A 22,832-nucleotide genomic window follows, 5' to 3' on the forward strand; every position below is an offset into this window, starting at 1 on the left:
TGCCCCGGGTGGATGGTGAACGACATGACCACGATCCCGAACACATCCGGTGGACCGCATGACGATGCCGACGTGGTACTGATCGGCGGCGGCATCATGTCAGCGACATTGGGCTCCATGCTGTCGGTGCTGGAACCCGAGTGGCGAATTGTGCTGTTGGAGAGAGCCGAAGGGCTGGCGACCGAGAGCAGCGGACCCTGGAACAACGCAGGCACCGGGCACACCGGATTCTGCGAACTCAATTACATGCCAGATCCCGCGGACGGCGCCAAACCGGCCGCGATCGCTCGACAGTTCCACCTCAGCCGGCAGTGGTGGGCCTACCTTGCCGATGCCGGGCTGATCGAACCCGAGACATTCATTCACTCCGCGGCCCATATGAACGTGGTATTCGGTCGGCGGGATGTGGACTATCTGCGGCGACGTTACGAAACGCTTTGCACGGAGCCCATGTTCGCCGGAATGCAGTACACCGATGATCACGCCACCATCGAGCGCTGGGCGCCGCTGGTGATGCACGGGCGCGCTCCCGACGAACCCATTGCCGCCACCCTGCATCCCGACGGGACCGATATCGATTTCGGCGCACTCACCGCGGCGCTGACACGCATCCTGACCGATCGCGGTGGTCGGATCCTATTGGGCCACGAGGTCCGCACACTCAGCCAGGAGCATGACGGTTCATGGACCCTCACCGGGCGAAAGCCTCAAGGCGGCTTCACGATGCGAGCCCGCATGGTGTTCGTCGGAGCCGGCGGACTCGCTCTGCGCTTGTTACAGCGCGCACACGTTCGTGAGGTGCACGGGTACGCGGTGCTGCCCGTCGGAGCCGCATTCCTGCGGTGTGCGAATCCCGACGTGGCCCGCCAACATGCGAACAAGGTGTACGGCCAGGCCCCCGTCGGGTCCCCGCCAATGTCGGTGCCGCACCTGGACCGACGCTTGGTGCACGGACGGCCATATCTCATGTTCGGGCCGTACGCGACGTTCAGCACCAAACTGCTCAAACACGGTCGCTGGGTTGACTTCTTCGGCACCGTGCGCTGGCACAACGTGCACGTGATCGCGGCCGCCCTCATTCAGAATCTGACATTGGTCACATACTTGATCACACAGGCCCTCGCGGGCTCACGACGGCAATTCAGGCAATTGCGGCGGTACTACCCCACCGCCAAACCCGCTGATTGGGAACTTGTGCCGGCAGGACAACGGGCACAACTCATCACGCCGGACCGCCAGCGTGTGGGCGTGCTCCAGCAAGGCACCGAACTCGTCGTCAGCGCCGATCGGACCATCGCGGGACTGCTCGGCGCATCCCCTGGCGCGTCCACTGCAGTCCCGATCATGCTCGACGCGCTCCAGCGCTGCTTTCCCGACCGATGGTGTTCAACCTGGCACAGGACGATCGAGGAGGCGATTCCCGGTGCCGCAGAACTGGACTGGGATGACACGGCCGTCGCTGACTCGACGCGGGCGACGGCCCACTCACTGCGACTCGGCCGGACTAGGCAGTCGAGTTAGCGTCTTCGGTCGGTGGCACCGTCACGGGTATCCGGTAGACAGGTACCGGCGCGGGCGGCCACGCTTCGAGATCATCACGGGCACAAGCGACTACGCAGAACGTGTAGGCGAGCGCCGCCAAGCACGGAGCCAGCACGAGCGAGATGGCGATCTGCGCATTTGTGTGCCCGTAGAACACCGCCGGGGCCTGCACGACATACTTGATCCGGTGCCCCTCGGCGAGCTGCGCGCCAGCGATATCCAGTGCGCCATAACGCAACCTGACCAGCGCGGCACCGACACCGGCAGCGACCGCCGAGCATGCCAGGGCACCCAGCGTGACTGCGCCCACCATGATCGGGCCGCGATGCGCCCTCCACTGCCAAGCGGCCACGGACGCGATCACCGCGACCACCGTGGCCATTCCGGTGAGCAGCGTGGTGGCGATAAAGAAGTTGTCAGCCTGATTGCCCAAGTGCACGAACACTCGGCCGTTGTCCCGGGTGTCGGCGATGGCTCCGTGCACTCCCGGCGCGATCAGGCTCCAGAGCGCTCCCACCAGCACACCGGAGATCGTGAGCGCGACGACAACGATGCCTGCCGCGGCGAGGCGCGAAAGCCGCGGAGCGGCAGACTGATCCATGACATTGACCGGAACCTGCGGCTCTTCGCTCGCGCTCATCGGAACCTGCGGCTCTTCGCTCGCGCTCATCGGAACCTGCGGCTCTTCGCTCGCGCTCATCGGAACCTGCGGCTCTTCGCTCGCGCTCATCGCTGCTCGAGCTGCTTGGAGTCCACCTCGCCGTGTCGCGAGCACTTCGCGTGCCATCCGTCCGGCCGCACCTGCACGATCATTCGCCGTCCGCATGCTGCACAGAAGCGGGGAGGCTCAAGGCCTAACTGGGCGGCCGTCGGAAGCGCCGATCCGGCAGCACCACCATCGATCTCGATCCCGGTGTACACGTTGTACTTACCGGCAGCCACCGGTTCGGTACCCATGAGGTACAGACTATTGGTCACAGGCTGCTGTTCAGAGCCTTGATCGGCATCTGCAGATCGTCGAGCAGTTCAAGATCTGCCTCGGCCGGACGGCCCAGCGTCGTCAGGTAATTGCCGACGATGACCGCGTTGATGCCACCCAGAATGCCCTGCTTGGCACCCAGATCGCCCAGAGTGATCTCACGCCCGCCGGCGAACCGCAGCATCGTGCGTGGGAGCGCGAGACGGAACGCCGCCACCGCACGCAACGCGTCCGCGGCCGGCAGCACCTCGAGATCACCGAAAGGCGTTCCGGGGCGCGGGTTCAGGAAGTTCAGCGGCACCTCGTCCGGTTCCAGCTCAGCTAGATTCGCGGCGAATTCCGCACGCTGCTCCAGGGTCTCGCCCATGCCGAGGATGCCGCCGCAGCAGACCTCCATGCCCGCTTCGCGGACCATCTTGAGGGTGTCCCAGCGCTCTTCCCAGCTGTGCGTGGTGACCACATTCGGGAAGTGCGACTTGGCGGTCTCGAGGTTGTGGTTGTACCGATGCACACCCATCGCCGACAAACGGTCGACCTGCTCCTGGGTCAGCATGCCCAATGAGCAGGCGATCTGAATGTCGACTTCGTTACGGATCGCTTCGATACCGGCGGCAACCTGAGCGAGCAGCCGCTCATCGGGACCACGCACGGCCGCGACGATGCAGAACTCGGTCGCGCCGGACTTCGCGGTCTGCTTGGCGGCCTCGACCAGGCTCGGAATGTCGAGCCACGCGCTGCGCACCGGAGATGCGAACAGGCCGGACTGCGAACAGAAATGGCAGTCCTCGGGGCAACCGCCGGTCTTCAGGCTGATGATGCCCTCGACCTCGACCTCGGGGCCGCACCAGCGCATCCGCACCTCGTGGGCGAGCGCGAGCAGCTCCTCCAGACGATCGTCGGGAAGCTGGAGCACCCGCAGCACCTGATCCTGCGTCAGGCCCACACCCTGTTCCAGCACCTGCTCACGGGCGACGGCCAATACGTCGGCGTCCGTCGCGGCTGTCAGCTCGGCTGTCTCAGTCACGCAGCGCTCCTCACTAGGTACAAACCTGATACTCAATCCTGAACGGTGTTCAGGTTAGAGTATGGCCATCACTGAGCCAAACAAGGGGCGCACGGCCCCGCCGATGAGCCGCTTACGCGAAGAGCGTCGAGCGCTGAACCGACACGACCTGGTGCGCCGGGCCACCGCGCTTCTCGACGACTACGGGATCGCGGATCTGACCATGCGCCGGCTGGCTCGTGAGCTGGACATCGCACCGAGCGCGCTGTACTGGCATTTCGCCAACAAGCAACAGCTGCTCGGCGCGGTCGCCGATCACGTGTTGGCTCCATTGGCCGAGACCGACCGTCGTGACATGCCCTGGCAGCAGCGCATCGACTATGTGTGCTCGGCGCTGCGCGATGCCCTGCTCTCCCACAAAGACGGTGCGGAGCTGGTGTCGGCCAGCTTCGCCTCGGGCCAGACCTCGCACATGATCACGGTCCTCGATCGCCTGGCCGAGGCCGCGGTCGCCGCGGGACTCAGTGCGGTTCCCGCCGCGCTGGCCGGGCGCAGCATCGTCTACTACGTGCTCGGCTACGTTGCCGACGAACAGTCCCGGCTGCAATGGGATTCCGCCGGCGCACTCGAACAGGGTCAGTCGCTTCTCGCGGACGGCGCGGGGTTGGCCGACCCGACCGCGCAGTTCGGTTTCGGCGTGCGGCTGCTCGTCGACGGCATCGGTCAGCTCGCCCGCCAATCCAGCCCGGTCAGCTAGCGGCCACCAGTTCGGTAACCCACTGCGGGTCGAACAGCGCCACGCTCATCTCCGCGAAGGCTGCGGGCATCAGGCGTGCGGCGCCTTCGGGAATCACTGCGCGCACCGGTATCTGGAACTGATTCGCCAGATCCTCGCGGTTGAGCCGTTGCGCAAGGTCGGGCTCGGCAGGGAAGCTGCCGACCACCAGCCCGGCACAGGGCACCGACTGCGCGGCGAGGGCTTCCAGCGTCAGTGCCGTGTGATTGAGGGTGCCCAGGTCGGCTGTCGTCACCACCAACACGGGCGCATCCAGCACGATCGCCAGATCACGCAGGGTCTTGCCCCCCGCGGCCAGCTCCACCAGGAGACCGCCTGCACCCTCGACAAGGGTCAGCGCCCCCGGCCGATCCAGCGCGAAGATCGATGTCGCCATCTGCACATGATCGAGCAACGCCAGACCTGCCCGCGAGGCCGAAGCCACCGGAGCCAGCGGTTCGGGGTACCGGGCCAGAGTCTCGACCCGCGTCACCCCGGATAGCCGCGCGACCTCGTCGGCGTCCCGGTCCTCCCCTGTCTGCACCGGTTTACACACCGTCACATCGATGCCCTGGCTCACGGCCGCGGCGGCCAGCGCCGCCGTCGCCACCGTCTTGCCGACTCCGGTCGATGTCCCGGTCACCAGCAGGATGGTCACCGGCGGGCCAGTGCCAGAACGGCGCCGAGCACCTCATGCACGCGATCCATATCGGCCTCGGTGAGTGAGGCACGCGCGGTCAAGCGCAGCAGCGACTGTCCTTCGGGGACCGACGGCGGGCGGAAGCAGCCCACCCTGACACCTTGTTCCAGGCATGCCTTCGCGGCATCGAACGCAACCATCGGGTCGCCGAGCACCACCGGCACCACTGCCGATTCGGGCTTCTCGGCCACGCCGCACCACTGCCCCAGCGTTGCCGCGTGGTCGAGGACTGCACGCACTCGCCGCGGCTCGGCAGCCATCAGACGGAGCGCAGCCAGTGCCGATCCGACCGCGGCCGGAGCCAGCCCGGTATCGAAGATGAAGGGACGCGCGGCGTCGATCAGGTGCGCACGCACCGCCTCAGATCCCAACACGGCCCCACCCTGGCTGCCCAGAGCCTTGGAAAGCGTGACGGTCACCACCAGATCGTCGAGACCGGCGAGCCCGACTTCGGAGACCAGACCCCGGCCACCCGATCCACGCACCCCCAGCCCATGCGCCTCGTCGACCAGCAACACGGCGCGATGACCGCGGCAGACCCGATGCAGCTCGAGCAGCGGAGCGAGTGCACCGTCAGCGCTGAACACCGCGTCGGTGAGCACCAGGGCCCGTTCCTCGGGGCGTTGCGCCAACGCCGCGGCCACTGCTTGCGTGTCGCGGTACGGCGTCACCACGACCCGTGCACGCGACAAGCGGCAGGCGTCGATCAGCGAGGCATGCGTGCGGGCGTCGGACACGATGAGTGTTCCGGGACCGGAAAGCGCCACGACGGCACCGAGATTGGCGGTGTAGCCCGAAGAGAAGACCAGCGCCGACTGTGTACCCATGAAGTCTGCGAGCTCGCGCTCCAGCTCTTCATGCAGCTCGGTGTTGCCGGTGACCAGGCGCGAACCGGTGGATCCAGCACCCCATATCCGCAGGGCCTCGACACCGGCCTCGATGACCTGCGGGTGCCGTGCCAGACCCAGATAGTCGTTGGAGGCGAGGTCGATCTCAGGCTCGGCTGCGCTGCGGGTACGGAGCCGTCGACGCAATCCGGCAGCCTCACGTTGACGCTCGACCTCACCTAACCAGGCAAGCGGTGATGATGCCTCGGCCACCGACGCCTCCTCTCCTGAACGGTGTTCAGGCTAGCGCACCGAGGAGTCAGCTCCTACGGCTGTCGCCGCCCGCACCATCGCCAGGGCGATCCGGCGGATCTCGTCGTCGTCGCAGATGTACGGCGGCATCGTGTAGATCAACGTCCGGAAAGGCCGCAACCACACGCCCTCGTCGAGCGCGGCGTCGGTGGCGATCCGCATGCCTTGCGCACCTAGCGGGTGCCGCATGTCGATGACACCGATCGCCCCGCACACCCGCACGTCCGCGACCCCGCTCAGATCTGCGGCGGGCGCCAGCCCCTGACGCAATCCCGCCGAGATCTGCTCGATCCGCGACTTCCAGTCTCCCGACATCAGCAGTTCGATCGACGCGACCGCCACCGAGCACGCCAGCGGATTGGCCATGAAGGTCGGCCCATGCATGAGTGCGCCGGCCGGGCCCTCACTGATGGTGCGCGCGATCTTGGCTGTGGCCAGGGTCGCGGCCAGCGTGAGATAACCGCCGGTGATCGCCTTACCGACGCACATGATGTCGGGACTTACCCCGGCGTGGTCGGCGGCGAACAATTCGCCCGTGCGCCCGAAACCTGTCGCGATCTCGTCGAAGATCAACAGCACGCCATGCCTGTCGCAGATGGCACGCAGTTCGGACAGGTAACGCGGATCGTGGAACCTCATCCCTCCGGCACCCTGAACCACCGGCTCGACGATGACGGCCGCCAGCTCGGCGGCGTGTTCGGTCAGCTCGGCTTCGAAACGGCGCATGTATTCGTCGTCGTAAGCGCTGGGAACCTGCTCTGCGAATATCTGTTCCACCAGCACGTCGGTCCACAATGAGTGCATGCCACCCTCGGGGTCGCACACGCTCATCGGCGTGAAGGTGTCGCCGTGGTAGCCCCCACGCCAGGTCATGAGGCGGTGCTTGGCGGGCAGCCCCAGGCTGCGCCAGTACTGCAGCGCCATCTTGATCGCCACTTCCACCGATACGGACCCGGAATCGCAGAAGAACACCGTCTCCAGTCCGGCCGGTGTCAGTTCCACCAACAGCTCGGCCAGCCGAGCGGCAGGTTCATGGGTGAGTCCGCCGAACATCACGTGGCTCATCGAGGCGATCTGTTCGGTGGCCGCACGGTCCAGCACGGGGTGGCCGTGGCCATGAATGCAGGACCACCATGAGCTCATGGCGTCCAGCACCTCGACCTCGTGGCCGTCACGCACCACGGTGATGTTCGGGCCGCGCGCGCCGGTCACCACCAACGGCCGCTGAGTTGTGTCGCCATCGCCGATCCTGCTGTACGGATGCCATACATGCGCAGCATCGATCGCCCCGACCTCATCCGGCGTCAATCTCGGCACAGTCGTCGAGCCTGTCACAGCCTCCGCATGTGTAGCCATTCGCCTCACGCGCACACGCCGTTGGCGCGCAACTGCCAAGACTCTCGGCAACCATGGGTACATTGGGGGCGAAAATGTTCTTCGTCTCAGCAACCAAACCAATGACCGAGCCCGAGGTGTCACCCGCGGCGACGGTCGACGCCACCCCAAAACCGAAGAGCGACAAGGCATTTTACCGCCACGACCTCGACGGCCTGCGTGGAATCGCGATCTTTCTGGTCGCCGTGTTTCACGTGTGGTTCGGCCGGGTGTCGGGCGGAGTTGACGTTTTCTTAACTCTTTCGGGCTTCTTCTACGGCAGCAAGCTGCTGCGCACAGCAACCACACAGGGAGCTTCGCTCAACCCGGTGCCGGTGCTGAAACGACTGGTCCGGCGTCTGCTGCCCGCGCTCATCCTGGTGCTAGCGGCCTGTGCCGTACTGACCGTGTTGGTGCAGCCGGAAACCCGCTGGGAGACGTTTGCCGAGCAAAGCCTGGCCAGCCTGGGCTACTACCAGAACTGGGAGCTCGCCAACACGGCGGCGGACTACCTGGCGGCCAGCGAGTCGGTCAGCCCGCTGCAGCACCTGTGGTCGATGTCGGTTCAGGGCCAGTTCTACGTGGGCTTCCTGGCGCTGGTGTACCTCCTGGCCGTGCTGCTGCGTAAACCGCTGGGCCGCCACATCCGCCCCGTGCTCATCGTGGTCATCGCCGGCCTGAGCATCGCATCCTTCGTCTACGCCATCTTCGCCCATCTGGACTTCCAGTCGGTCGCGTACTACAACACCTTCGCGCGGGCGTGGGAGCTGCTCCTCGGGGTACTGGTCGGCGCATTCGTGGCCGGCACCCATTGGCCGACGTGGCTTCGCCAGGTGCTCAGCATCGTGGCGCTCGCGGCGATCCTGTCCTGTGGTGCCCTCATCAACGGCGTCCGCGAATTCCCGGGACCGCTGGCCCTGGTGCCGGTTGTGGCCACCCTGGTGCTGATCTTGTCTGCCGCGAACCTGTCGACCGACATGTCACCACCGGCGGCCAATCGGTTCCTGGCCGCGCGACCGCTGATCGAGCTGGGCTCGCTGGCCTACGCGCTCTACCTGTGGCATTGGCCGCTGCTGGTCTACTGGCTGGTCTACAGCGGTCAACCCAAGGTCTCACTGTGGGAAGGTGCCGCCATCCTCGGCATCTCCCTGGCGTTGGCCTACCTGACCAACAAGTACGTGGAGACCCCCTTGCGCTACCCCCGGGTGGTCTCGAAGTCTTCGACGTTATGGACACGGTTGCGCCGCCCGACGCTGGCCCTGGGCACCACGATCGTGTTGATGGCCGTCGCGCTCACCGCCACCTCCTTCACCTGGCTTGAACACGTCACCGTGCAGCGCTCCAACGGCAAAGAGCTGTCCGGTCTGCGCCCGCGCGATTACCCGGGCGCCGGGGCCCTCTTGTACGGCGACCGGGTTCCCGATCTACCGATGCGGCCCACCACGCTGGAGGCCTCCGACGATCTGCCGATCACCACCGAGCAGGACTGCATCAGCGACTTCCGCAATCGCGCGGTGATCACGTGTACGTACGGCAATCCCCATGCCACCCGGACCATCGCGCTGGCCGGCGGTTCGCACGCGGAGCACTGGATCACCGCGCTCGACATCTTGGGACGTCAGCACAATTTCAAGATCACCACCTACCTCAAGATGGGCTGCCCGCTCAGCACCGAGGAGGTCCCTCGCATCGCCGGATCCAACGATCCATACCCCGATTGCAAGAAATGGGTCGACGAGGTGATGTCGAGACTGATCCAGGAACACCCCGACTACGTGTTCACCACCACCACCCGGCCACGCTCGGCCTTTGGCGACGGCGATGTGATGCCCGATAGCTACCTGGGGATCTGGTCGGCATTCGATCAGGCCGGGATCCCCGTGCTGGGCATGCGCGACACCCCGTGGCTCATCGACAGGGACGGCACCACCTACGCCGCGGCGGACTGCATCTCCGCGGGCGGAAACTCCGATTCGTGCGCGATGGATCGCAATCGTGCACTCGACGACGTGAACCCCACCCTCGCCATTGCGAACAAGTTCCCACTGTTGAAGATTCTCGATATGACCAAGGCGATCTGCCGCCCCGACAAATGTCGGGTGGTGGAAGGAAACGTGTTGGTGTATCACGATTCTCACCACATCTCCGCGACTTACATGCGCACCATGGCCAAGGAGCTCGGACGGCAGATCGCGGTAGCGACCGGGTGGTGGCGGCCGGCTCAATCCGGCCAGTGAAGCGCGCGATCAGCGTCTGTGACCGATAGGGTTCACGTATGACCCTGCCACCGCTTCAGGTATGGCCGGGCAACCCATACCCACTAGGCGCCACCTACGACGGCGCGGGCACCAACTTCTCGTTGTTCTCCGAGGTGGCCACCTCGGTCGAGCTGTGCCTGATCGCCAAGGACGGTGCCGAAACCCGAGTGCCCCTCGAGGAGGTCGACGGGTACGTCTGGCACTGCTATCTGCCCACCATCTCCCCCGGCCAGCGTTACGGATTCCGGGTGCACGGCCCGTGGGATCCGGAGAACGGGCATCGATGTGATCCGAACAAGCTGCTGCTCGATCCGTACGGCAAGGCCTTCCACGGTGAGTTCGATTACGGCCCCGACACGGCGCCGCCGCTGCTGTCCTACCAGACCGACCCGGTAGACACCGAGGTGCTGGTGGCACGAGATTCCCTGGGCCACACCATGAGCACCGTCGTCATCAATCCCTACTTCGACTGGGGTTCCGATCGTCGGCCCCGCACCCCGTACCACGAGACCGTGATCTACGAGGCGCACGTCAAGGGCATGACGCAGACGCATCCCGGGGTCCCCGAAGAGCTCAGGGGAACATATGCCGGTCTGGCGCACCCGGCGGTGATCGACCACCTGAACTCCCTGGGTGTCACCGCGATCGAGTTGATGCCTGTGCACCAGTTCTTCCACGACAGCAGACTGATCGCCCTGGGCCTGCGGAATTACTGGGGGTACAACACCTTCGGATACCTGGCTCCGCACGCAGGATATGCGTCGTCCCCGCACGCCGGTGGTGCCGTCGCCGAGTTCAAGGCCATGGTGCGCGCATTTCACGAAGCGGGTATCGAGGTCATCCTCGATGTCGTCTACAACCACACCGCCGAGGGGGACCACATCGGTCCGACCCTGAGTTTCCGGGGCATCGACAATCGCGCCTACTACAAACTCAACGACGACAACCTGGCCCGATACACCGACTACACCGGCACCGGCAACAGCCTCAATGCCCGCCACCCCCACACGCTGCAGCTGATCATGGATTCGCTGCGCTACTGGGTGACCGAGATGCACGTCGACGGGTTCCGCTTCGACCTTGCCTCGACCCTGGCCCGCGAGCTGCACGACGTCGACCGGCTATCGGCTTTCTTCGATCTGGTTCAGCAAGATCCGGTCGTCAGCCAGGTCAAACTGATCGCGGAGCCGTGGGATATCGGCGAGGGCGGATATCAAGTGGGCAACTTCCCCGGGCTGTGGACCGAATGGAACGGTAAGTTCCGCGACACCGTTCGCGACTATTGGCGCGGACAGCCGGCCACTCTCGGAGAATTCGCCTCCCGACTGACCGGCTCCTCCGACCTTTATGAGGCCACCGGGCGCCGGCCCAGCGCGAGCATCAACTTCGTCACCGCGCACGACGGCTTCACCCTGCGGGACCTCGTCTCTTACAACGAGAAACACAACGAGGCCAACGGTGAGAACAACCAGGATGGCGAAACCTACAACCGTTCGTGGAACTGCGGAGTCGAAGGCCCCACTGACGACGCCGCGATTCTCGCGCTACGGGCCCGACAGATGCGCAACATCATGGCGACTCTGGTGCTGAGCCAGGGTACCCCGATGCTGTCCCACGGCGACGAGATCGGCCGCACCCAACAGGGCAACAACAACGTCTACTGCCAGGATTCGCCCCTGTCCTGGATGGATTGGGAACTCACCTCCACGAATGCCGACCTGCTGGATTTCGCCAGGACCGTGATCGCACTGCGCAAGCAGCACCCGGTGTTCCGGCGCCGCCGGTTCTTCGCCGGGCGCCCGATCCGTGAGGGCGAAGAAGTACGCGATATCGCCTGGCTGACCCCCGCCGGCGAGGAGATGACCACCGCCGATTGGGACAGCGGATTCGGCAAGAGCCTGGCGGTCTTCCTCAACGGCGACGCGATCCCAGAGCCCAACGCACGCGGTGAGCGTGTTTCGGGCGACTCATTCCTGTTGTGTTTCAACGCCTTCGACGAACCGCTGGATTTCGTGACACCCGACGGCGACTACGCCTCGCAGTGGACCGCGGTGCTCGACACTGCCGAACCCGACGGCCAATGCTCTGCCGTGGTGAGTGCCGGCAAGACCGTGCGCGTGCAGGACCGCGCTCTCGTGGTGCTGCGTAAGAGCGGCTAGCCGAGCTACGTCAGGTAGCGGAACGCTGCCGAATCGGGCTCCAGCCGTTCGATATCCAGGCCGGAGACCTGCATACGATCCAGCAGACCCGACAGGTCGTCGGCATTGCTGAGTTCGATGCCTACCAGCGCCGCACCCATCTCACGGTTGTTCCGCTTGACGTACTCGAACAGCGTGATGTCGTCGTTGGGACCCAGCACCTCCCCCAGGAACCGACGCAACGCGCCCGGCTCCTGCGGGAAATCCACCAGGAAGTAATGCTTGAGTCCCAGGTGCACCAAGGACCGCTCCAGGATCTCGCCGTAGCGCGAAACATCGTTGTTGCCACCGGAAATGAGACAGACAACGGTTTCGCCCGGCGCCAGCTCCAGGTCGGCCAGCGCGGCCACCGACAGCGCGCCCGCGGGTTCGGCGATGATGCCCTCGTTCTGGTAGAGCTCCAGCATGGTGGTGCAGACGGCACCCTCCGAGACCGCTGTCATGCGGATGGAGTCACCGGCTGCCGCCAACACCTCGTGCGTCAACGCGCCCGCCACCCGGACGGCAGCACCGTCCACGAACGGATCGACGTGCTCCAGCGGAACCGGCTTTCCGGCGGCCAGGGCCGCGGCCATGCAGGCGGCCCCGGCCGGTTCGACGCCGACGATCCGCACCGAGGGTGCGCGTTCCTGCAGGTAGGCGGTGATTCCGGCGGCACAGCCGCCACCGCCGACGGGCACCACCACCACGTCGGGCACGGCGTCCAGCTGCTCCAGGATCTCGGCCGCGATGGTGCCTTGTCCCGCGATGGTCCGCGGGTCGTCAAATGCCGGAACCAATGTCGCTCCGGTACGTTCGGCGTCGGCCCTGGCCGCCGCCGCGGCTTCGTCGTAGCCGTGCCCAACCGCGATCAACTCGACGAATCCGTTGCCGTGGTACGTGATTCGCTGACGCTTCTGCTTCGGCGTCTTGCTGGGAATGTAGACCCGGCCGTGCACGCCCATTGAGTTGCAGGCCAGCGCGAATCCCTGGGCGTGGTTGCCGGCGCTGGAGCACACCACGCCGGCAGCCTTCTCCTCATCACTGAGCTGCATCAAGAGGTTGAAGGCGCCACGCAGTTTGTACGAACGGACCGATTGCAAGTCTTCGCGCTTGAGGTACACGTTGGCACCGGTCAGTGCGGACAACCGGTCGGCATGCTGGACGGGAGTCGGGTGCACCACCTCGTCGATGCGCTTGGCCGCCGCATCGATATCGGCGGCGGTCACCACCGGGCCGGCGCTCAAGAGACGGGCGTCAGCACGAAAACCGGGATCTGACGGTCGGTCTTGGTCTGGTATTCCGCGTAGGGCGGGTAGGCCTCGACGGCACGGTCCCACCACGTGGCCTTCTCGTCGCCGAGCACCTCGCGTGCCTGGTAGTCCTTGGTGGTGCTGCCGTCCTGCAGTTCGACGATCGGGTTCTCTTTCACGTTGTAGTACCAGACGGGATTCTTGGGCGCCCCGCCGAGCGAGGCGACGATGGCGTACTCACCGTTGTGCTCGACCCGCATCAGGGCGATCTTGCGCAGCTTCCCGGACTTGGCGCCGAGCGTGGTCAACAGGATCACCGGCATATCCGCGATGGTGGTGCCATCGGTGGTCCCGCTCTCGATAATCCTGGCCACCTGCTTCTGCGACCAATCGAGTCCACTGGGTTCGTATTCACCGGTTAATGGCATGGCGACAACTGTATCGCTCCCCCCATCGGGGATTCATCCCGATAACGGTGTCGAATGGCTTTGTTTCATCACCCGCGATGCTCGTGTTCGGTTGACCGAACTTCATCGTTAGGCCTATCCTGTACCCATGACGACGTTTGAACGCGCTGCACACGAGGTGCGGTCGGTGGACGTCACCGGAGCCGCATGGCCCGCCTACAAGCTGCTGGCACTCGGAGCGGGTGCGGTGGTCTTCGTCATCACGCTTCTGCTCATCGCGACGATGTCGACCGCGGTGCTCTCATCCGCCGCCGTCGCCAGCTTTGTCTGGCTGACCGGCTCGCTCATTCACTGAGCAGAACCCCACCCCGGGGTGTAATACATCCCCATGTCTTCGCCACGCGATTCCACTGCCGGGCATTCCGCCGGGCAACGCATGGAGCGACTTGCCCATGAGGTCACCGATGATGTGCTGGCTGCCGAGAAGCATCTGCCGTCGTGGCTGCGTCCGGGAGCGCCGGAAAGCCGGATACCCGTCCTCATCGCACTGATCGCCGCGATCGGTCTCCAGTTGGCCATCCCGGCACAGTTCAATTTGACCCCACGCTGGCCGCTGCCCGCTCTCGAGTCCGTACTCCTGCTGATCCTGGTGATTCTCAACCCGATAAAGTTCACGCGCTCAACGACTCTCGGGCGCTGGGCGACGTATGTACTGATCGCCGCCATCACCGCCGATAACACGATCTCCGCGGTTCTCCTCGATTACAAGATCGTCTCCGGGCAGATGGGCGACAACCCACGCGTGCTGCTCGGCAGCGGGCTGGCCATATTCATCACCAACGTGATCGTGTTCGGTATGTGGTACTGGGAGTTCGATCGCGGCGGGCCCTTCGCCCGCCACACCCCGGAACGACCGCATCCGGACTTCATGTTTCCGCAAATGGCCAATCCCGAACTCGCACCGCCGGATTGGCGCCCGAAGTTCCCTGACTACTTGTACGTGAGCTTCACCAACGTTGTCGCCTTCTCCCCCACGGACACCATGCCGCTGTCCCGGTGGGCGAAGATGCTGATGACGTTGCAATCGATGGTGGCACTCTCGACCGTTGCACTGGTGCTCGCCCGTGCCGTGAACATCCTGAGCTAGCCGTGATCGCACCGAACTCCATCCCGACATCGGACGACCCCGGGACCCTCAATCGGATTCTGCACCTGGCCACGATGCTCGCGGTCAATGCCATCCCCGTCACCGGGTGGTTCGTCGGAGGATGGTCGGCCGGCACCACGCTCGCCGTCTACTGGTTCGAGACGGTGGTGGCGTCCCTGTTCATCGCCCTTCGCGCGATCCTGCACCGGAGGTGGAGCCCGCGCCGCGGACACTTCAGATACGAGGCCCCCGGACCGGACCGCAGCTACTCGCGCACCTCGTTCGTCAAGGGGTTCCTGTTCACCACCCTTGTCTTTTCGGGTGCACATGGATTCTTCCTCGCGGTGATCGTGTTCCTGCTCACTCACAACGGCAAGGCCGTACTGATCGGTATCGACTGGCACAGTGTCGGATTCGGATGCCTTCAGGTGCTCATCGCCCTCGCCGTCGACCTCCTGATAGACCTTCCCTCGCTACGCCGGTGGTCCTTCTGGCAGTTGGAGATGATGGCAAGTCGCGGCTTTCTGCGAGTGGCCGTCGTGCACCTGACCCTGATCTTCGGGATGTTCGCAGTCGCGGTCACCGATGCGCCGTCCGCACTGTTCGGAGTGTTCGTCGCCCTCAAGACCATGTATTCGCTGAGCACCACCTTCCCGCAATGGGAGCCTGCCACGCCGCCGCGCTGGTTGAGCAGCGCCATGAACCGCATCCCGAGCGCACGTCTGGGGCTCACCTTCGAGGAGCAGTGGGCCAAGGACCGACGTGACGAGACGGCACGGCGCAGGAAGAACGAAGAGCCATGGGCCGACTCGAAGCGCTGACCAGCTGATCAGATGGGATCACTGCTGGAGTAGGTGTCGGTGGACTCCGGCCGGGCGCCGTAGCGCTGAGCGTACGCCTCGTGCTTGCGCGCATGCTTCTCGCGGTTGCCGATATCGGCCAGTTCCGGATCCAGATCGTGCTGGGCCAACCGGTAGCGCCGCCAGATCTTGTTGAGTGCGTGGGTCATCAGGATCGCCCAGACGTAAATCGGCAGGGTGATCGCCACGTGCAGCAGTGTTCCGCCGGGCAGCAGCCAGAACGGAGCCAGGATGAAATGCGGCGGGATCTACACGTTGACCTCGCCGCAGGTGGCCGAGCTGTTGGCCACCGCGCGCAAGATCCTGACCGGCGTGGTGGCCGACCAAGCCGAATGGCTCGATGGCGCCGATGCGGCGAGCTAGCCGCCCAGGCAACCCGGCCCGAGCAGCGCCTTGAGGTCGCCCATCAACGCCGACGAGGGCGTCACCCGAAGCGACTGATCGAGTTCCAGGGTGGTGACACGTTCTCCGCTGATCAACCGCAGGTGTACCTGGTTGGTGCCCGGATGCCGCGCCAACACCTGCTTGAGCGCCGTCACCTTGTCGATGGTGCATTGCCGGGTCGGCATGGTCACCGCGACCGGACGATCATCGGCTGCCTGCGAGAAGTCAGGTACCACAAGGTCATTGGCGATCAGGGAGATCCGGTCATCCCGGATGGCAACCTTGGCGTTCACGAGCACCACCGCGTCGTCGGCGATCTCGGCACCGTATACCGAGTAGGCCTGCGGGAAGAAGAGCACCTCGATACCACCGGTGAGATCCTCGAGCTGCGCCGAGGCCCACGGCATCCCGTTCTTGTTGACGCGACGGTTGACCGAGGCCAGGATGCCTCCCACACGCACCTGGGTGTCGTTGGGGATATCGCCTTCCAGAATCGTGGGGATCTGGGTGTCGGTCTGACGGCTCAGCAGGTGCGCCACCCCGTTGAGCGGATGCCCGGATACGTACAGGCCCAGCATTTCCCGCTCCAGGGCCAGCTTGTGTTTTTCTTCCCACTCGTCGTCGGGCACCTTAATCGCAAACACAGACGAAGACTCCGCACTGTCGTCCCCACCGCCGCCGAACAGATCGAACTGTCCCATGGCTTCGGCCTTTTTGGTGCCCAGCACCGAGTCCACGGCGTCGGATTGCACGAGGAAAAGACCTTTGCGTGGATGGCCCAGCGAGTCGAAGGCGCCCGCCTTCACCAGCGATTCCGTGACCTTCTTGTTGCAGGCCGCGATGTCGATCTTGTGCAGGTAATCCGAGAAGTCGGTGAACGCACCCTTTTCCTCGCGGGTGGCGATGAGCGACTGCACCACGTTGGCACCGACATTTCGGACACCGCCGAGCCCGTAGCGGATGTCCTCTCCCACCGAGGCGAAGTTGTGCACGGACTCGTTCACGTCCGGCGGCAGCACCGTGATGCCCAGGCGGCGGCAGTCGGCGAGATAGACGGCGGCCTTGTCCTTGTCATCACCCACCGACGTCAGCAGTCCGGCCATGTATTCGGCCGGATAGTTGGCCTTGAGGTAGGCCGTCCAGAAGGACACCAGCCCGTAGCCGGCGGCGTGCGATTTGTTGAAGGCATAGCCGGCGAACGGAAGAATGGTGTCCCACAACGCCTTCACGGCCTTCTCGGAGAAGCCGTTGTTGGTCATGCCCTCGTAGAAGCCCTTGTATTCGGCCTCCAGCACTTCGAGCTTCTTCTTACCCATGGCCTTGCGGAGCGCGTCGGCCTTACCCATCGAGTACGAGGCGACCTTCTGGGCGATGAACATGATCTGCTCTTGGTAGACGATCAAGCCGTACGTCTCGGAGAGGATCTCCTTGAGCGGCTCTTCCAGCTCGGGATGAATGGGCTTGATCGGCTGACGGCCGTTCTTACGGTCGGCGTAGTCGTTGTGGGCGTTCATGCCCATCGGGCCGGGGCGGTATAGCGCCAGAACCGCGACGATGTCGTTGAACCCGGTGGGTTGCATGCGCCGCAGCAGGTCCCGCATCGGCCCGCCATCGAGCTGGAACACCCCGAGAGTGTCACCGCGGGAAAGCAATTCGTAGGTGGCCGGATCATCGAGCGGCAGGTGATCGAGGTCCAGATCGATCCCGCGGTTGGCCTTGATGTTGTCCAGGGCGTCACCGATGACGGTGAGGTTGCGCAGGCCCAGGAAGTCCATCTTCAACAGGCCGATGGCCTCACAGGACGGGTAGTCCCAACCGGTGATGATGGCGCCGTCCTGTGGGCGCTTCCACAGCGGGATGGCCTCGGTCAGTGGCTCCGAACTCATGATGACCGCGCAGGCGTGCACGCCCGCGTTGCGGATCAGACCTTCCAGACCGCGTGCCGTCTGGAAAATGGTGCGCACGTCCGGATCGGTGTCGATCAGCGTGCGGACCTCGGCGGCCTCCTTGTACCGCTCATGCTCGGGATCGGTGATGCCCCACACCGGGATGTCCTTGGCCATGATCGGCGGCGGCAGCGCCTTGGTGATGCGGTCTGCGATCGCGAAACCGGGCTGCCCGTAGTGGATTCGCGCCGAATCCTTCAGTGCGGCCTTGGTCTTGATGGTGCCGAAGGTGATGACCTGCGCCACCCGGTCGCTCCCCCACTTCTCGGTGGCGTAGCGAACCATCTCGCCGCGGCGGCGATCGTCGAAGTCGATGTCGATATCCGGTGCCGACGGCCGTTCCGGGTTGAGGAATCGCTCGAACAGCAGACCGTGCGGAATCGGGTCGATGTTCGTGATGCCCAGCGCGTAGGCGACGAGCGAGCCCGCCGCAGACCCACGGCCGGGGCCGACGCGGATGCCGACCTCTTTGGCATGGGAAACGAGGTCGCCGACGACCAGAAAGTATGCGGGGAATCCCTTTTGCTTGATGACGTCGAGCTCGTAGTGAGCACGGGTGAAGTACTCGTCGGGCACTCCGCCGGGAACACCCTCGAACCGGCGCTCCAGGCCCCGATCGACTTCCTTGCGCAGCCACGAGTCCTGGTCCTCGCCCTCGGGAACCGGGAAGACCGGCATCCGGTCCTTGAAGTTCCAGACATCCTCGTAGAGCTGCACGCGCTCGGCGATCAGCAGCGTGTTGTCGCAGGCACCGGGGACCGCGTCATCCCACAGGTCCCGCATCTCCGATGCCGGCTTGAGGTAGTAACCGTCACCATCGAACTTGAAGCGGGTGGGGTCCGACATGGTCTTGCCGGTTTGCACACACAGCAACGCCTCGTGGTTGTGCGCGTGGTCCTTGGTGACGTAGTGGCAGTCGTTGGTGGCCAGCGGTGGAATGCCGAGCTTCTTGCCCACCTCCAACAGGCCCTCGCGCACCCGGCGTTCGATGGACAGCCCATGGTCCATCAGCTCCAGGAAGAAGTTGTCCTTACCGAAGATCTCCTGCCACTTGGCCGCGGCAGCAAGTGCCTCGTTCTCTTGCCCGAGCCGAAGCCTGGTCTGCACCTCACCGGAAGGACATCCCGTGGTGGCGATGACGCCGCTGGCATGTTCGGCGATGAGCTCGGCATCCATCCGGGCCCACTTGCCGAGCTGACCCTCGAAGGACGCCAGCGACGACAGCTTGAACAGGTTGCGCAGGCCCGTCGCGTTCTCGGCCACCATCGTCATGTGGGTGTACGAACCCGAGCCCGACACGTCGTCGGACTTCTGGCCCGGATCGCCCCAGAACACACGTTTGGTGTCGAATCGCGACGCCGGGGCGATGTACGCCTCGATGCCGATGATCGGTTTGACCCCGGTGGCGGTGGCGACGTTGTAGAACTCGCTGGCGCCGTACATGTTCCCGTGATCGGTCATGCCGACCGCGGTCATGCCCAGGCGCTCGACCTCGGCAAGCATCGGCTTGATCTTCGCCGCACCGTCGAGCATCGAGTACTCGGTGTGGTTGTGCAGGTGCACGAACGAAGAATTCGAGGAGCTCACACGTGCCTTTCGTACTGACCCAGGTCGGCCGTCAATCGTTAGAGGGGTCAGTTTATTGCGAGGCTCTGACAGACTCGGGCGTGTCGGGGGTGTGTCGTCGGGCTCATCCAGCTACCTGATTCACAGCGGTCACAAACGCCCCGCCAGCAACGGTTAGCCCGTGGCCCAGCCCGGCGGGCAGCTGACATCGATCGCATAGGTCATGGTCTTGACGACGCCGGCGTTCCAGCCGGATCCCTCTCCCTCGACGAGAAAGTCGTCGCCACTGCGGGTCGCCTTGATCAGCTCGCCGACGTTGTCCTCCTCGTTCAGCAAGATGATGAGTTCGCGCGTCTGAATATCGAACATCTGCACTCCCAGCGACTCCTGGTCGAGCGTCACCATCGCGTGTCCCCCAGACACTTTCTTGGGGCCGACATTGATCAGAAAGCGAGTCAGGCCTTTGTCCACGAAGCAATAGACCGGTCCGGGCATGCTCACGACGGTGCCCTCGACCGTCACCCTGGCCTTGCCCGACGATATGAAGGCGGGGTGCCCGCCCTCCGCCTTCGGTTCCGGCACCGCACTCTCCACCGGTATAGCACTGGCCATCGCGGCCGCGATGCTGGCGTCCATGGCCTTGAGCTCTGCCGCACCGGGCCGCGCCACGGGTGACGCACAGCCGGACAGCGCGGTGGCAACGACGGCCACCCCGATGATCATCTGTCGCAACATTCAGTCCCTCCCGCTCCCCAGAGCCGTATCGCTCTGCCGAACCGTAACCCGCGGGCTCGCCGGGCGTCGCGAGATCAGTGAGCCGCGCACCATGTCGACCGTGAAGATCGCCAATGCCGCCCAAATCAGGACAAAGCCCGCCCAACGCTCCGGCGGCATCGCCTCATGCTTGACCAACACGCCCCAGAGCATCTGCAATGTGGGCGTCAGATACTGCAACAGTCCGAGAGTCACCAGCGGAATGCGTTGCGCTGCAATACCGAACAGCAGCAACGGAAGTGCCGTCACCACACCGCTGAGCACCATCAGGGCGGTGTGACCATGTGTGTAACCCAGGAAATGCTGCTGCCCGGCCAGACCGAGGAACACCAGGTAGGCAATCGCGAACGGCGCCGCGACAACGCCCTCGGCGGTCAGGCTCACCCGAGGGTCGACGGTCACCGTCTTCTTGATGGCCCCATAGCCCGCGAACGAGACGGCCAGGATCAATGTGATCACCGGCAGCTGCCCGTAGTTGACCGTGAGCACCGCAACGGCGGTGAACGCCAACACCAGGGCCAGCATTTGCCACCGGCTGAGCGGCTCGCGGAAGATCAGCACACCCAGCAGCACCGTGACCAACGGGTTGATAAAGTACCCGAGCGCGGCGTCCAGCACGTGCCCGGAGTTGACGGCGTAGATGTAGACACCCCAGTTGAGGGCGATGAGAACCGATGCACCGACCAGCAGACCCCAGTTCCGCGGTCCCATGGCGACCAGGTCGCGCAGCCGTCGCGACACCGCCACGACGATGACCATCAGCAGCAGCGTCCAGATCATGCGGTGCGCCAGAATCTCGACCGCGCTCGCCGGCTCCAGCAGCGGAAAGAACGCCGGGAACAGACCCCACATCAGATAGGCGCCAGCTCCGAACAAATACCCGGACTTCAGGCGGCGATTCTGTTCAGAGGTCGTCTGGACCGCGCTCATCGCAGGACATCGAGTGCATGCGCCAGATCGTCGGGGTACTCGCTGGTTATCTCCATCCAGCGGCCGTCGCCGGGGTGGGCGAAGGCCAGCGACTTGGCATGCAGCCATTGGCGTTCCAGCCCGAGCTTGGCGGCCAGCGTCGGATCGGCACCGTAGGTCAGGTCGCCACAGCACGGATGCTTGATGGCCGAGAAATGTACCCGGATCTGATGCGTACGCCCGGTCTCCAGGTGGATCTCGAGCAGGCTGGCCGCCACGAACGCCTCGAGCGTGTCGTAATGGGTGATGGAGTGACGGCCGTCCTCGACGACTGCGAACTTCCAGTCGTGTCCGCGATGCCGGCCGATGGGCGCGTCGATGGTGCCGCTGGAGGGATCTGGATGTCCTTGCACCAGAGCGTGATAGCGCTTCTCCACGCGGCGGTATTTGAAGGCGCGTTTGAGCTCTGTATAGGCCTTCTCCGACAGCGCAACCACCATCACGCCGGAGGTTCCGACATCCAACCGGTGCACGATTCCCTTACGTTCCGGCACTCCGGAGGTCGTCATCCGAAACCCCGCCGCGGCGAGCCCGCCGAGCACGGTAGGACCGGTCCAGCCCACAGAGGCGTGAGCGGCGACACCCGCCGGCTTGTCGACAGCGACCAGGTCGTCATCGGCATAGAGGATTTTCATACCCTCGATGGCCTCGACGCGGTTCTCGGGTGGGGCTTTGGGCTCGGGAAGCGTGACCTCCAGCCAGGTTCCCGCGGTGAGTTTCTCGGACTTGGCGACGGCGACCCCGTCCAGGAGCACCGCGCCCTCCTCGGCCAGCGCTGCCGCCGCAGTGCGGGACAGTCCGAGTAGCCGTGCCAGCCCGGCATCGACTCGCATACCGGACAGACCGTCGGGTACGGGCAGGGAACGCGATGTCATGACGGCTTGGTCTGGGATGCCTGCGCGTCGGCGCCCTCGGTGTCGGACTCGGGACCGGAGTTCGCCGATGCCTCCGGAGCCTCGTCGCCGGGGACTGCTCGCGTGGTACGGCCCTCGCGGTCGTAGTCGTATCCGAACAAGGACAGCGCCACCAGCAGAATCGCTCCACCCACCACCGACGGGTCGGCGACATTGAAGACCGGCCACCACCCCACCGACAGGAAGTCGACCACGTGGCCGCGCAGTGGACCGGGTCCGCGGAAGAACCTGTCGACCAGATTGCCCAGAGCGCCGCCGAGAATCATGCCCAAGCCGATTGCCCACCACGTCGAGACCAACCGACGACCGATCAGCAGGATTCCCACCACCACCGATATCGCGATCAGGGTCAGGACCCAGGTGTAGCCGGTGGCGAACGAGAACGCCGCGCCCGAGTTGCGCACCAGCGTCCAGGTCACGGTGTCGCCGATGATGGGCACAGGTTTACCCGGTTGGAGCAGTTTGACGGCGAGGACCTTGGTGACCACATCGACCGCGAGCACCACCGCCGCCACGATAAGTAGCAGTTTTATCCGCCGCTGGGGCTGTGGGGCGGTTTCGGGCTCGTCACTCACGTCCCCCATCATCCCTTACTCGGCGCGGTGCATTACGCGGCCTGTCTGCGATGATCGCCGCTGTGGCCGATGTTCTTCCCCCTAGAGACT

General features: G+C 64.8%; 20 protein-coding genes and 2 pseudogenes. 8 read left to right on the forward strand and 14 right to left on the reverse strand.

Translation table 11 applies throughout. The features are described from left to right. Positions 1–24: 24 nt before the first annotated feature. Positions 25–1,521: a malate:quinone oxidoreductase gene (locus tag MYCSP_RS12110; RefSeq protein WP_083013361.1), complete on the forward strand. Its 1,497-nt coding sequence runs from the start codon at positions 25–27 to the stop codon at positions 1,519–1,521. Here the strand turns inward: MYCSP_RS12110 and MYCSP_RS12115 are convergent. The 3 genes from MYCSP_RS12115 to bioB are packed head-to-tail and all read right to left on the reverse strand — an operon-like array spanning position 1,505 to position 3,545. After that, on the reverse strand, positions 1,505–2,272 hold the full coding sequence (locus MYCSP_RS12115; RefSeq protein WP_088413865.1) for a DUF2567 domain-containing protein: 768 nt from the start codon (positions 2,270–2,272) through the stop codon (positions 1,505–1,507). The genes MYCSP_RS12110 and MYCSP_RS12115 overlap by 17 nt on opposite strands. Continuing rightward, complete coding sequence (gene bsaP / locus MYCSP_RS12120) at positions 2,269–2,520, reverse strand: biotin synthase auxiliary protein BsaP (RefSeq protein ID WP_070910254.1); 252 nt, start codon at positions 2,518–2,520, stop codon at positions 2,269–2,271. Before bsaP ends, MYCSP_RS12115 begins: the two co-directional genes overlap by 4 nt. Then, on the reverse strand, positions 2,517–3,545 hold the full coding sequence (gene bioB, locus MYCSP_RS12125; protein WP_083335823.1) for a biotin synthase BioB: 1,029 nt from the start codon (positions 3,543–3,545) through the stop codon (positions 2,517–2,519). The genes bsaP and bioB overlap by 4 nt, the downstream gene beginning before the upstream one ends. Before the next feature lie 61 nt (positions 3,546–3,606). Here bioB and MYCSP_RS12130 point away from each other — a divergent pair, with 61 nt between their 5' ends. After that, complete coding sequence (locus MYCSP_RS12130; protein ID WP_083013222.1) at positions 3,607–4,281, forward strand: TetR family transcriptional regulator; 675 nt, start codon at positions 3,607–3,609, stop codon at positions 4,279–4,281. Here the strand turns inward: MYCSP_RS12130 and bioD are convergent. The 3 genes from bioD to MYCSP_RS12145 are packed head-to-tail and all read right to left on the reverse strand — an operon-like array spanning position 4,274 to position 7,446. Further along, positions 4,274–4,957 carry a dethiobiotin synthase gene (bioD, locus tag MYCSP_RS12135; protein ID WP_083013221.1) on the reverse strand — a complete coding sequence of 228 codons (684 nt, stop codon included), beginning with the start codon at positions 4,955–4,957 and terminating at the stop codon, positions 4,274–4,276. The genes MYCSP_RS12130 and bioD overlap by 8 nt on opposite strands. Beyond that, positions 4,954–6,099, reverse strand: coding sequence for an 8-amino-7-oxononanoate synthase (locus MYCSP_RS12140; RefSeq protein ID WP_083013220.1), 1,146 nt, complete (start codon positions 6,097–6,099; stop codon positions 4,954–4,956). Before MYCSP_RS12140 ends, bioD begins: the two co-directional genes overlap by 4 nt. 30 nt (positions 6,100–6,129) lie before the next feature. After that, positions 6,130–7,446, reverse strand: coding sequence for an adenosylmethionine--8-amino-7-oxononanoate transaminase (locus MYCSP_RS12145; RefSeq protein WP_083013360.1), 1,317 nt, complete (start codon positions 7,444–7,446; stop codon positions 6,130–6,132). Positions 7,447–7,568: 122 nt separating this feature from the next. Between MYCSP_RS12145 and MYCSP_RS12150 the strand changes: the two genes are divergently transcribed. Together MYCSP_RS12150 and glgX are read left to right on the forward strand one after the other, a co-directional pair. Further along, on the forward strand, positions 7,569–9,749 hold the full coding sequence (locus MYCSP_RS12150) for an acyltransferase family protein (protein WP_088413867.1): 2,181 nt from the start codon (positions 7,569–7,571) through the stop codon (positions 9,747–9,749). Positions 9,750–9,787: 38 nt separating this feature from the next. Further along, positions 9,788–11,929, forward strand: a complete 2,142-nt coding sequence (gene glgX / locus MYCSP_RS12155; RefSeq protein WP_088413868.1) for a glycogen debranching protein GlgX — start codon at positions 9,788–9,790, stop codon at positions 11,927–11,929. A gap of 5 nt (positions 11,930–11,934) precedes the next feature. On the opposite strand, the gene ilvA is transcribed toward glgX, so the two are convergent. Both ilvA and MYCSP_RS12165 read right to left on the reverse strand, forming a co-directional pair. Continuing rightward, entirely contained in the window at positions 11,935–13,176 is a 1,242-nt protein-coding gene (gene ilvA, locus MYCSP_RS12160; protein ID WP_162266355.1) for a threonine ammonia-lyase IlvA, read from the reverse strand. 14 nt (positions 13,177–13,190) lie between these two features. Further along, positions 13,191–13,628, reverse strand: a complete 438-nt coding sequence (locus MYCSP_RS12165) for a nitroreductase family deazaflavin-dependent oxidoreductase (protein WP_070910261.1) — start codon at positions 13,626–13,628, stop codon at positions 13,191–13,193. 127 nt (positions 13,629–13,755) lie between these two features. On the opposite strand from MYCSP_RS12165, the gene MYCSP_RS12170 reads away from it, so the two are divergent. From MYCSP_RS12170 to MYCSP_RS12180, 3 genes are read left to right on the forward strand one after another with little or no spacing between them, the layout of a single operon-like run. Then, positions 13,756–13,962, forward strand: coding sequence for a hypothetical protein (locus tag MYCSP_RS12170; RefSeq protein WP_088413870.1), 207 nt, complete (start codon positions 13,756–13,758; stop codon positions 13,960–13,962). A gap of 33 nt (positions 13,963–13,995) precedes the next feature. Next, positions 13,996–14,754 carry a hypothetical protein gene (locus tag MYCSP_RS12175; RefSeq protein WP_088413871.1) on the forward strand — a complete coding sequence of 253 codons (759 nt, stop codon included), beginning with the start codon at positions 13,996–13,998 and terminating at the stop codon, positions 14,752–14,754. Positions 14,755–14,759: 5 nt separating this feature from the next. Next, positions 14,760–15,575 carry a DUF6498-containing protein gene (locus MYCSP_RS12180; RefSeq protein ID WP_407661700.1) on the forward strand — a complete coding sequence of 272 codons (816 nt, stop codon included), beginning with the start codon at positions 14,760–14,762 and terminating at the stop codon, positions 15,573–15,575. A gap of 8 nt (positions 15,576–15,583) precedes the next feature. On the opposite strand, the pseudogene MYCSP_RS12185 reads toward MYCSP_RS12180, so the two are convergent. After that, a pseudogene (locus MYCSP_RS12185) lies at positions 15,584–15,862 on the reverse strand (DUF5313 family protein); the annotation flags it as partial. Between MYCSP_RS12185 and MYCSP_RS12190 the strand changes: the two are divergent. After that, positions 15,861–15,977 (forward strand): annotated as a pseudogene (locus tag MYCSP_RS12190) (transcriptional regulator); the annotation flags it as partial. The pseudogenes MYCSP_RS12185 and MYCSP_RS12190 overlap by 2 nt on opposite strands. On the opposite strand, the gene dnaE reads toward MYCSP_RS12190, so the two are convergent. The 5 genes from dnaE to lspA form a co-directional block, all read right to left on the reverse strand. Further along, positions 15,974–19,531, reverse strand: a complete 3,558-nt coding sequence (gene dnaE / locus MYCSP_RS12195; RefSeq protein WP_088413873.1) for a DNA polymerase III subunit alpha — start codon at positions 19,529–19,531, stop codon at positions 15,974–15,976. The pseudogene MYCSP_RS12190 and the gene dnaE sit on opposite strands and share 4 nt — an antisense overlap. A 153-nt stretch (positions 19,532–19,684) precedes the next feature. Further along, entirely contained in the window at positions 19,685–20,233 is a 549-nt protein-coding gene (locus tag MYCSP_RS12200; protein WP_083013358.1) for a lipoprotein LpqH, read from the reverse strand. 12 nt (positions 20,234–20,245) lie between these two features. After that, on the reverse strand, positions 20,246–21,214 hold the full coding sequence (gene rarD, locus MYCSP_RS12205) for an EamA family transporter RarD (RefSeq protein WP_088413874.1): 969 nt from the start codon (positions 21,212–21,214) through the stop codon (positions 20,246–20,248). Then, positions 21,211–22,128 (reverse strand): RluA family pseudouridine synthase, encoded by a 918-nt coding sequence (locus MYCSP_RS12210; protein WP_070910267.1) that lies wholly within the window; start codon positions 22,126–22,128, stop codon positions 21,211–21,213. Before MYCSP_RS12210 ends, rarD begins: the two co-directional genes overlap by 4 nt. Then, on the reverse strand, positions 22,125–22,754 hold the full coding sequence (gene lspA / locus MYCSP_RS12215) for a signal peptidase II (RefSeq protein ID WP_162266233.1): 630 nt from the start codon (positions 22,752–22,754) through the stop codon (positions 22,125–22,127). The genes MYCSP_RS12210 and lspA overlap by 4 nt, the downstream gene beginning before the upstream one ends. Positions 22,755–22,832 lie beyond the last annotated feature (78 nt).

The organism is Mycobacteroides saopaulense (genome assembly GCF_001456355.1).
GTDB classification, from domain to species: domain Bacteria; phylum Actinomycetota; class Actinomycetes; order Mycobacteriales; family Mycobacteriaceae; genus Mycobacterium; species Mycobacterium saopaulense.

Bases quoted from the DNA above. Each gene is read 5' to 3' on its own strand.
- MYCSP_RS12110 (WP_083013361.1), top strand. From the start codon at position 25: ATGACCACGATCCCGAACACATCCGGTGGACCGCATGACGATGCCGAC.
- MYCSP_RS12115 (WP_088413865.1), bottom strand. From the start codon at position 2,272: ATGAGCGCGAGCGAAGAGCCGCAGGTTCCGATGAGCGCGAGCGAAGAG.
- MYCSP_RS12130 (WP_083013222.1), top strand. From the start codon at position 3,607: ATGGCCATCACTGAGCCAAACAAGGGGCGCACGGCCCCGCCGATGAGC.
- MYCSP_RS12150 (WP_088413867.1), top strand. From the start codon at position 7,569: ATGTTCTTCGTCTCAGCAACCAAACCAATGACCGAGCCCGAGGTGTCA.
- glgX (WP_088413868.1), top strand. From the start codon at position 9,788: ATGACCCTGCCACCGCTTCAGGTATGGCCGGGCAACCCATACCCACTA.
- MYCSP_RS12165 (WP_070910261.1), bottom strand. From the start codon at position 13,628: ATGCCATTAACCGGTGAATACGAACCCAGTGGACTCGATTGGTCGCAG.
- MYCSP_RS12170 (WP_088413870.1), top strand. From the start codon at position 13,756: ATGACGACGTTTGAACGCGCTGCACACGAGGTGCGGTCGGTGGACGTC.
- MYCSP_RS12175 (WP_088413871.1), top strand. From the start codon at position 13,996: ATGTCTTCGCCACGCGATTCCACTGCCGGGCATTCCGCCGGGCAACGC.
- MYCSP_RS12200 (WP_083013358.1), bottom strand. From the start codon at position 20,233: ATGATCATCGGGGTGGCCGTCGTTGCCACCGCGCTGTCCGGCTGTGCG.
- rarD (WP_088413874.1), bottom strand. From the start codon at position 21,214: ATGAGCGCGGTCCAGACGACCTCTGAACAGAATCGCCGCCTGAAGTCC.
- MYCSP_RS12210 (WP_070910267.1), bottom strand. From the start codon at position 22,128: ATGACATCGCGTTCCCTGCCCGTACCCGACGGTCTGTCCGGTATGCGA.
- lspA (WP_162266233.1), bottom strand. From the start codon at position 22,754: ATGATGGGGGACGTGAGTGACGAGCCCGAAACCGCCCCACAGCCCCAG.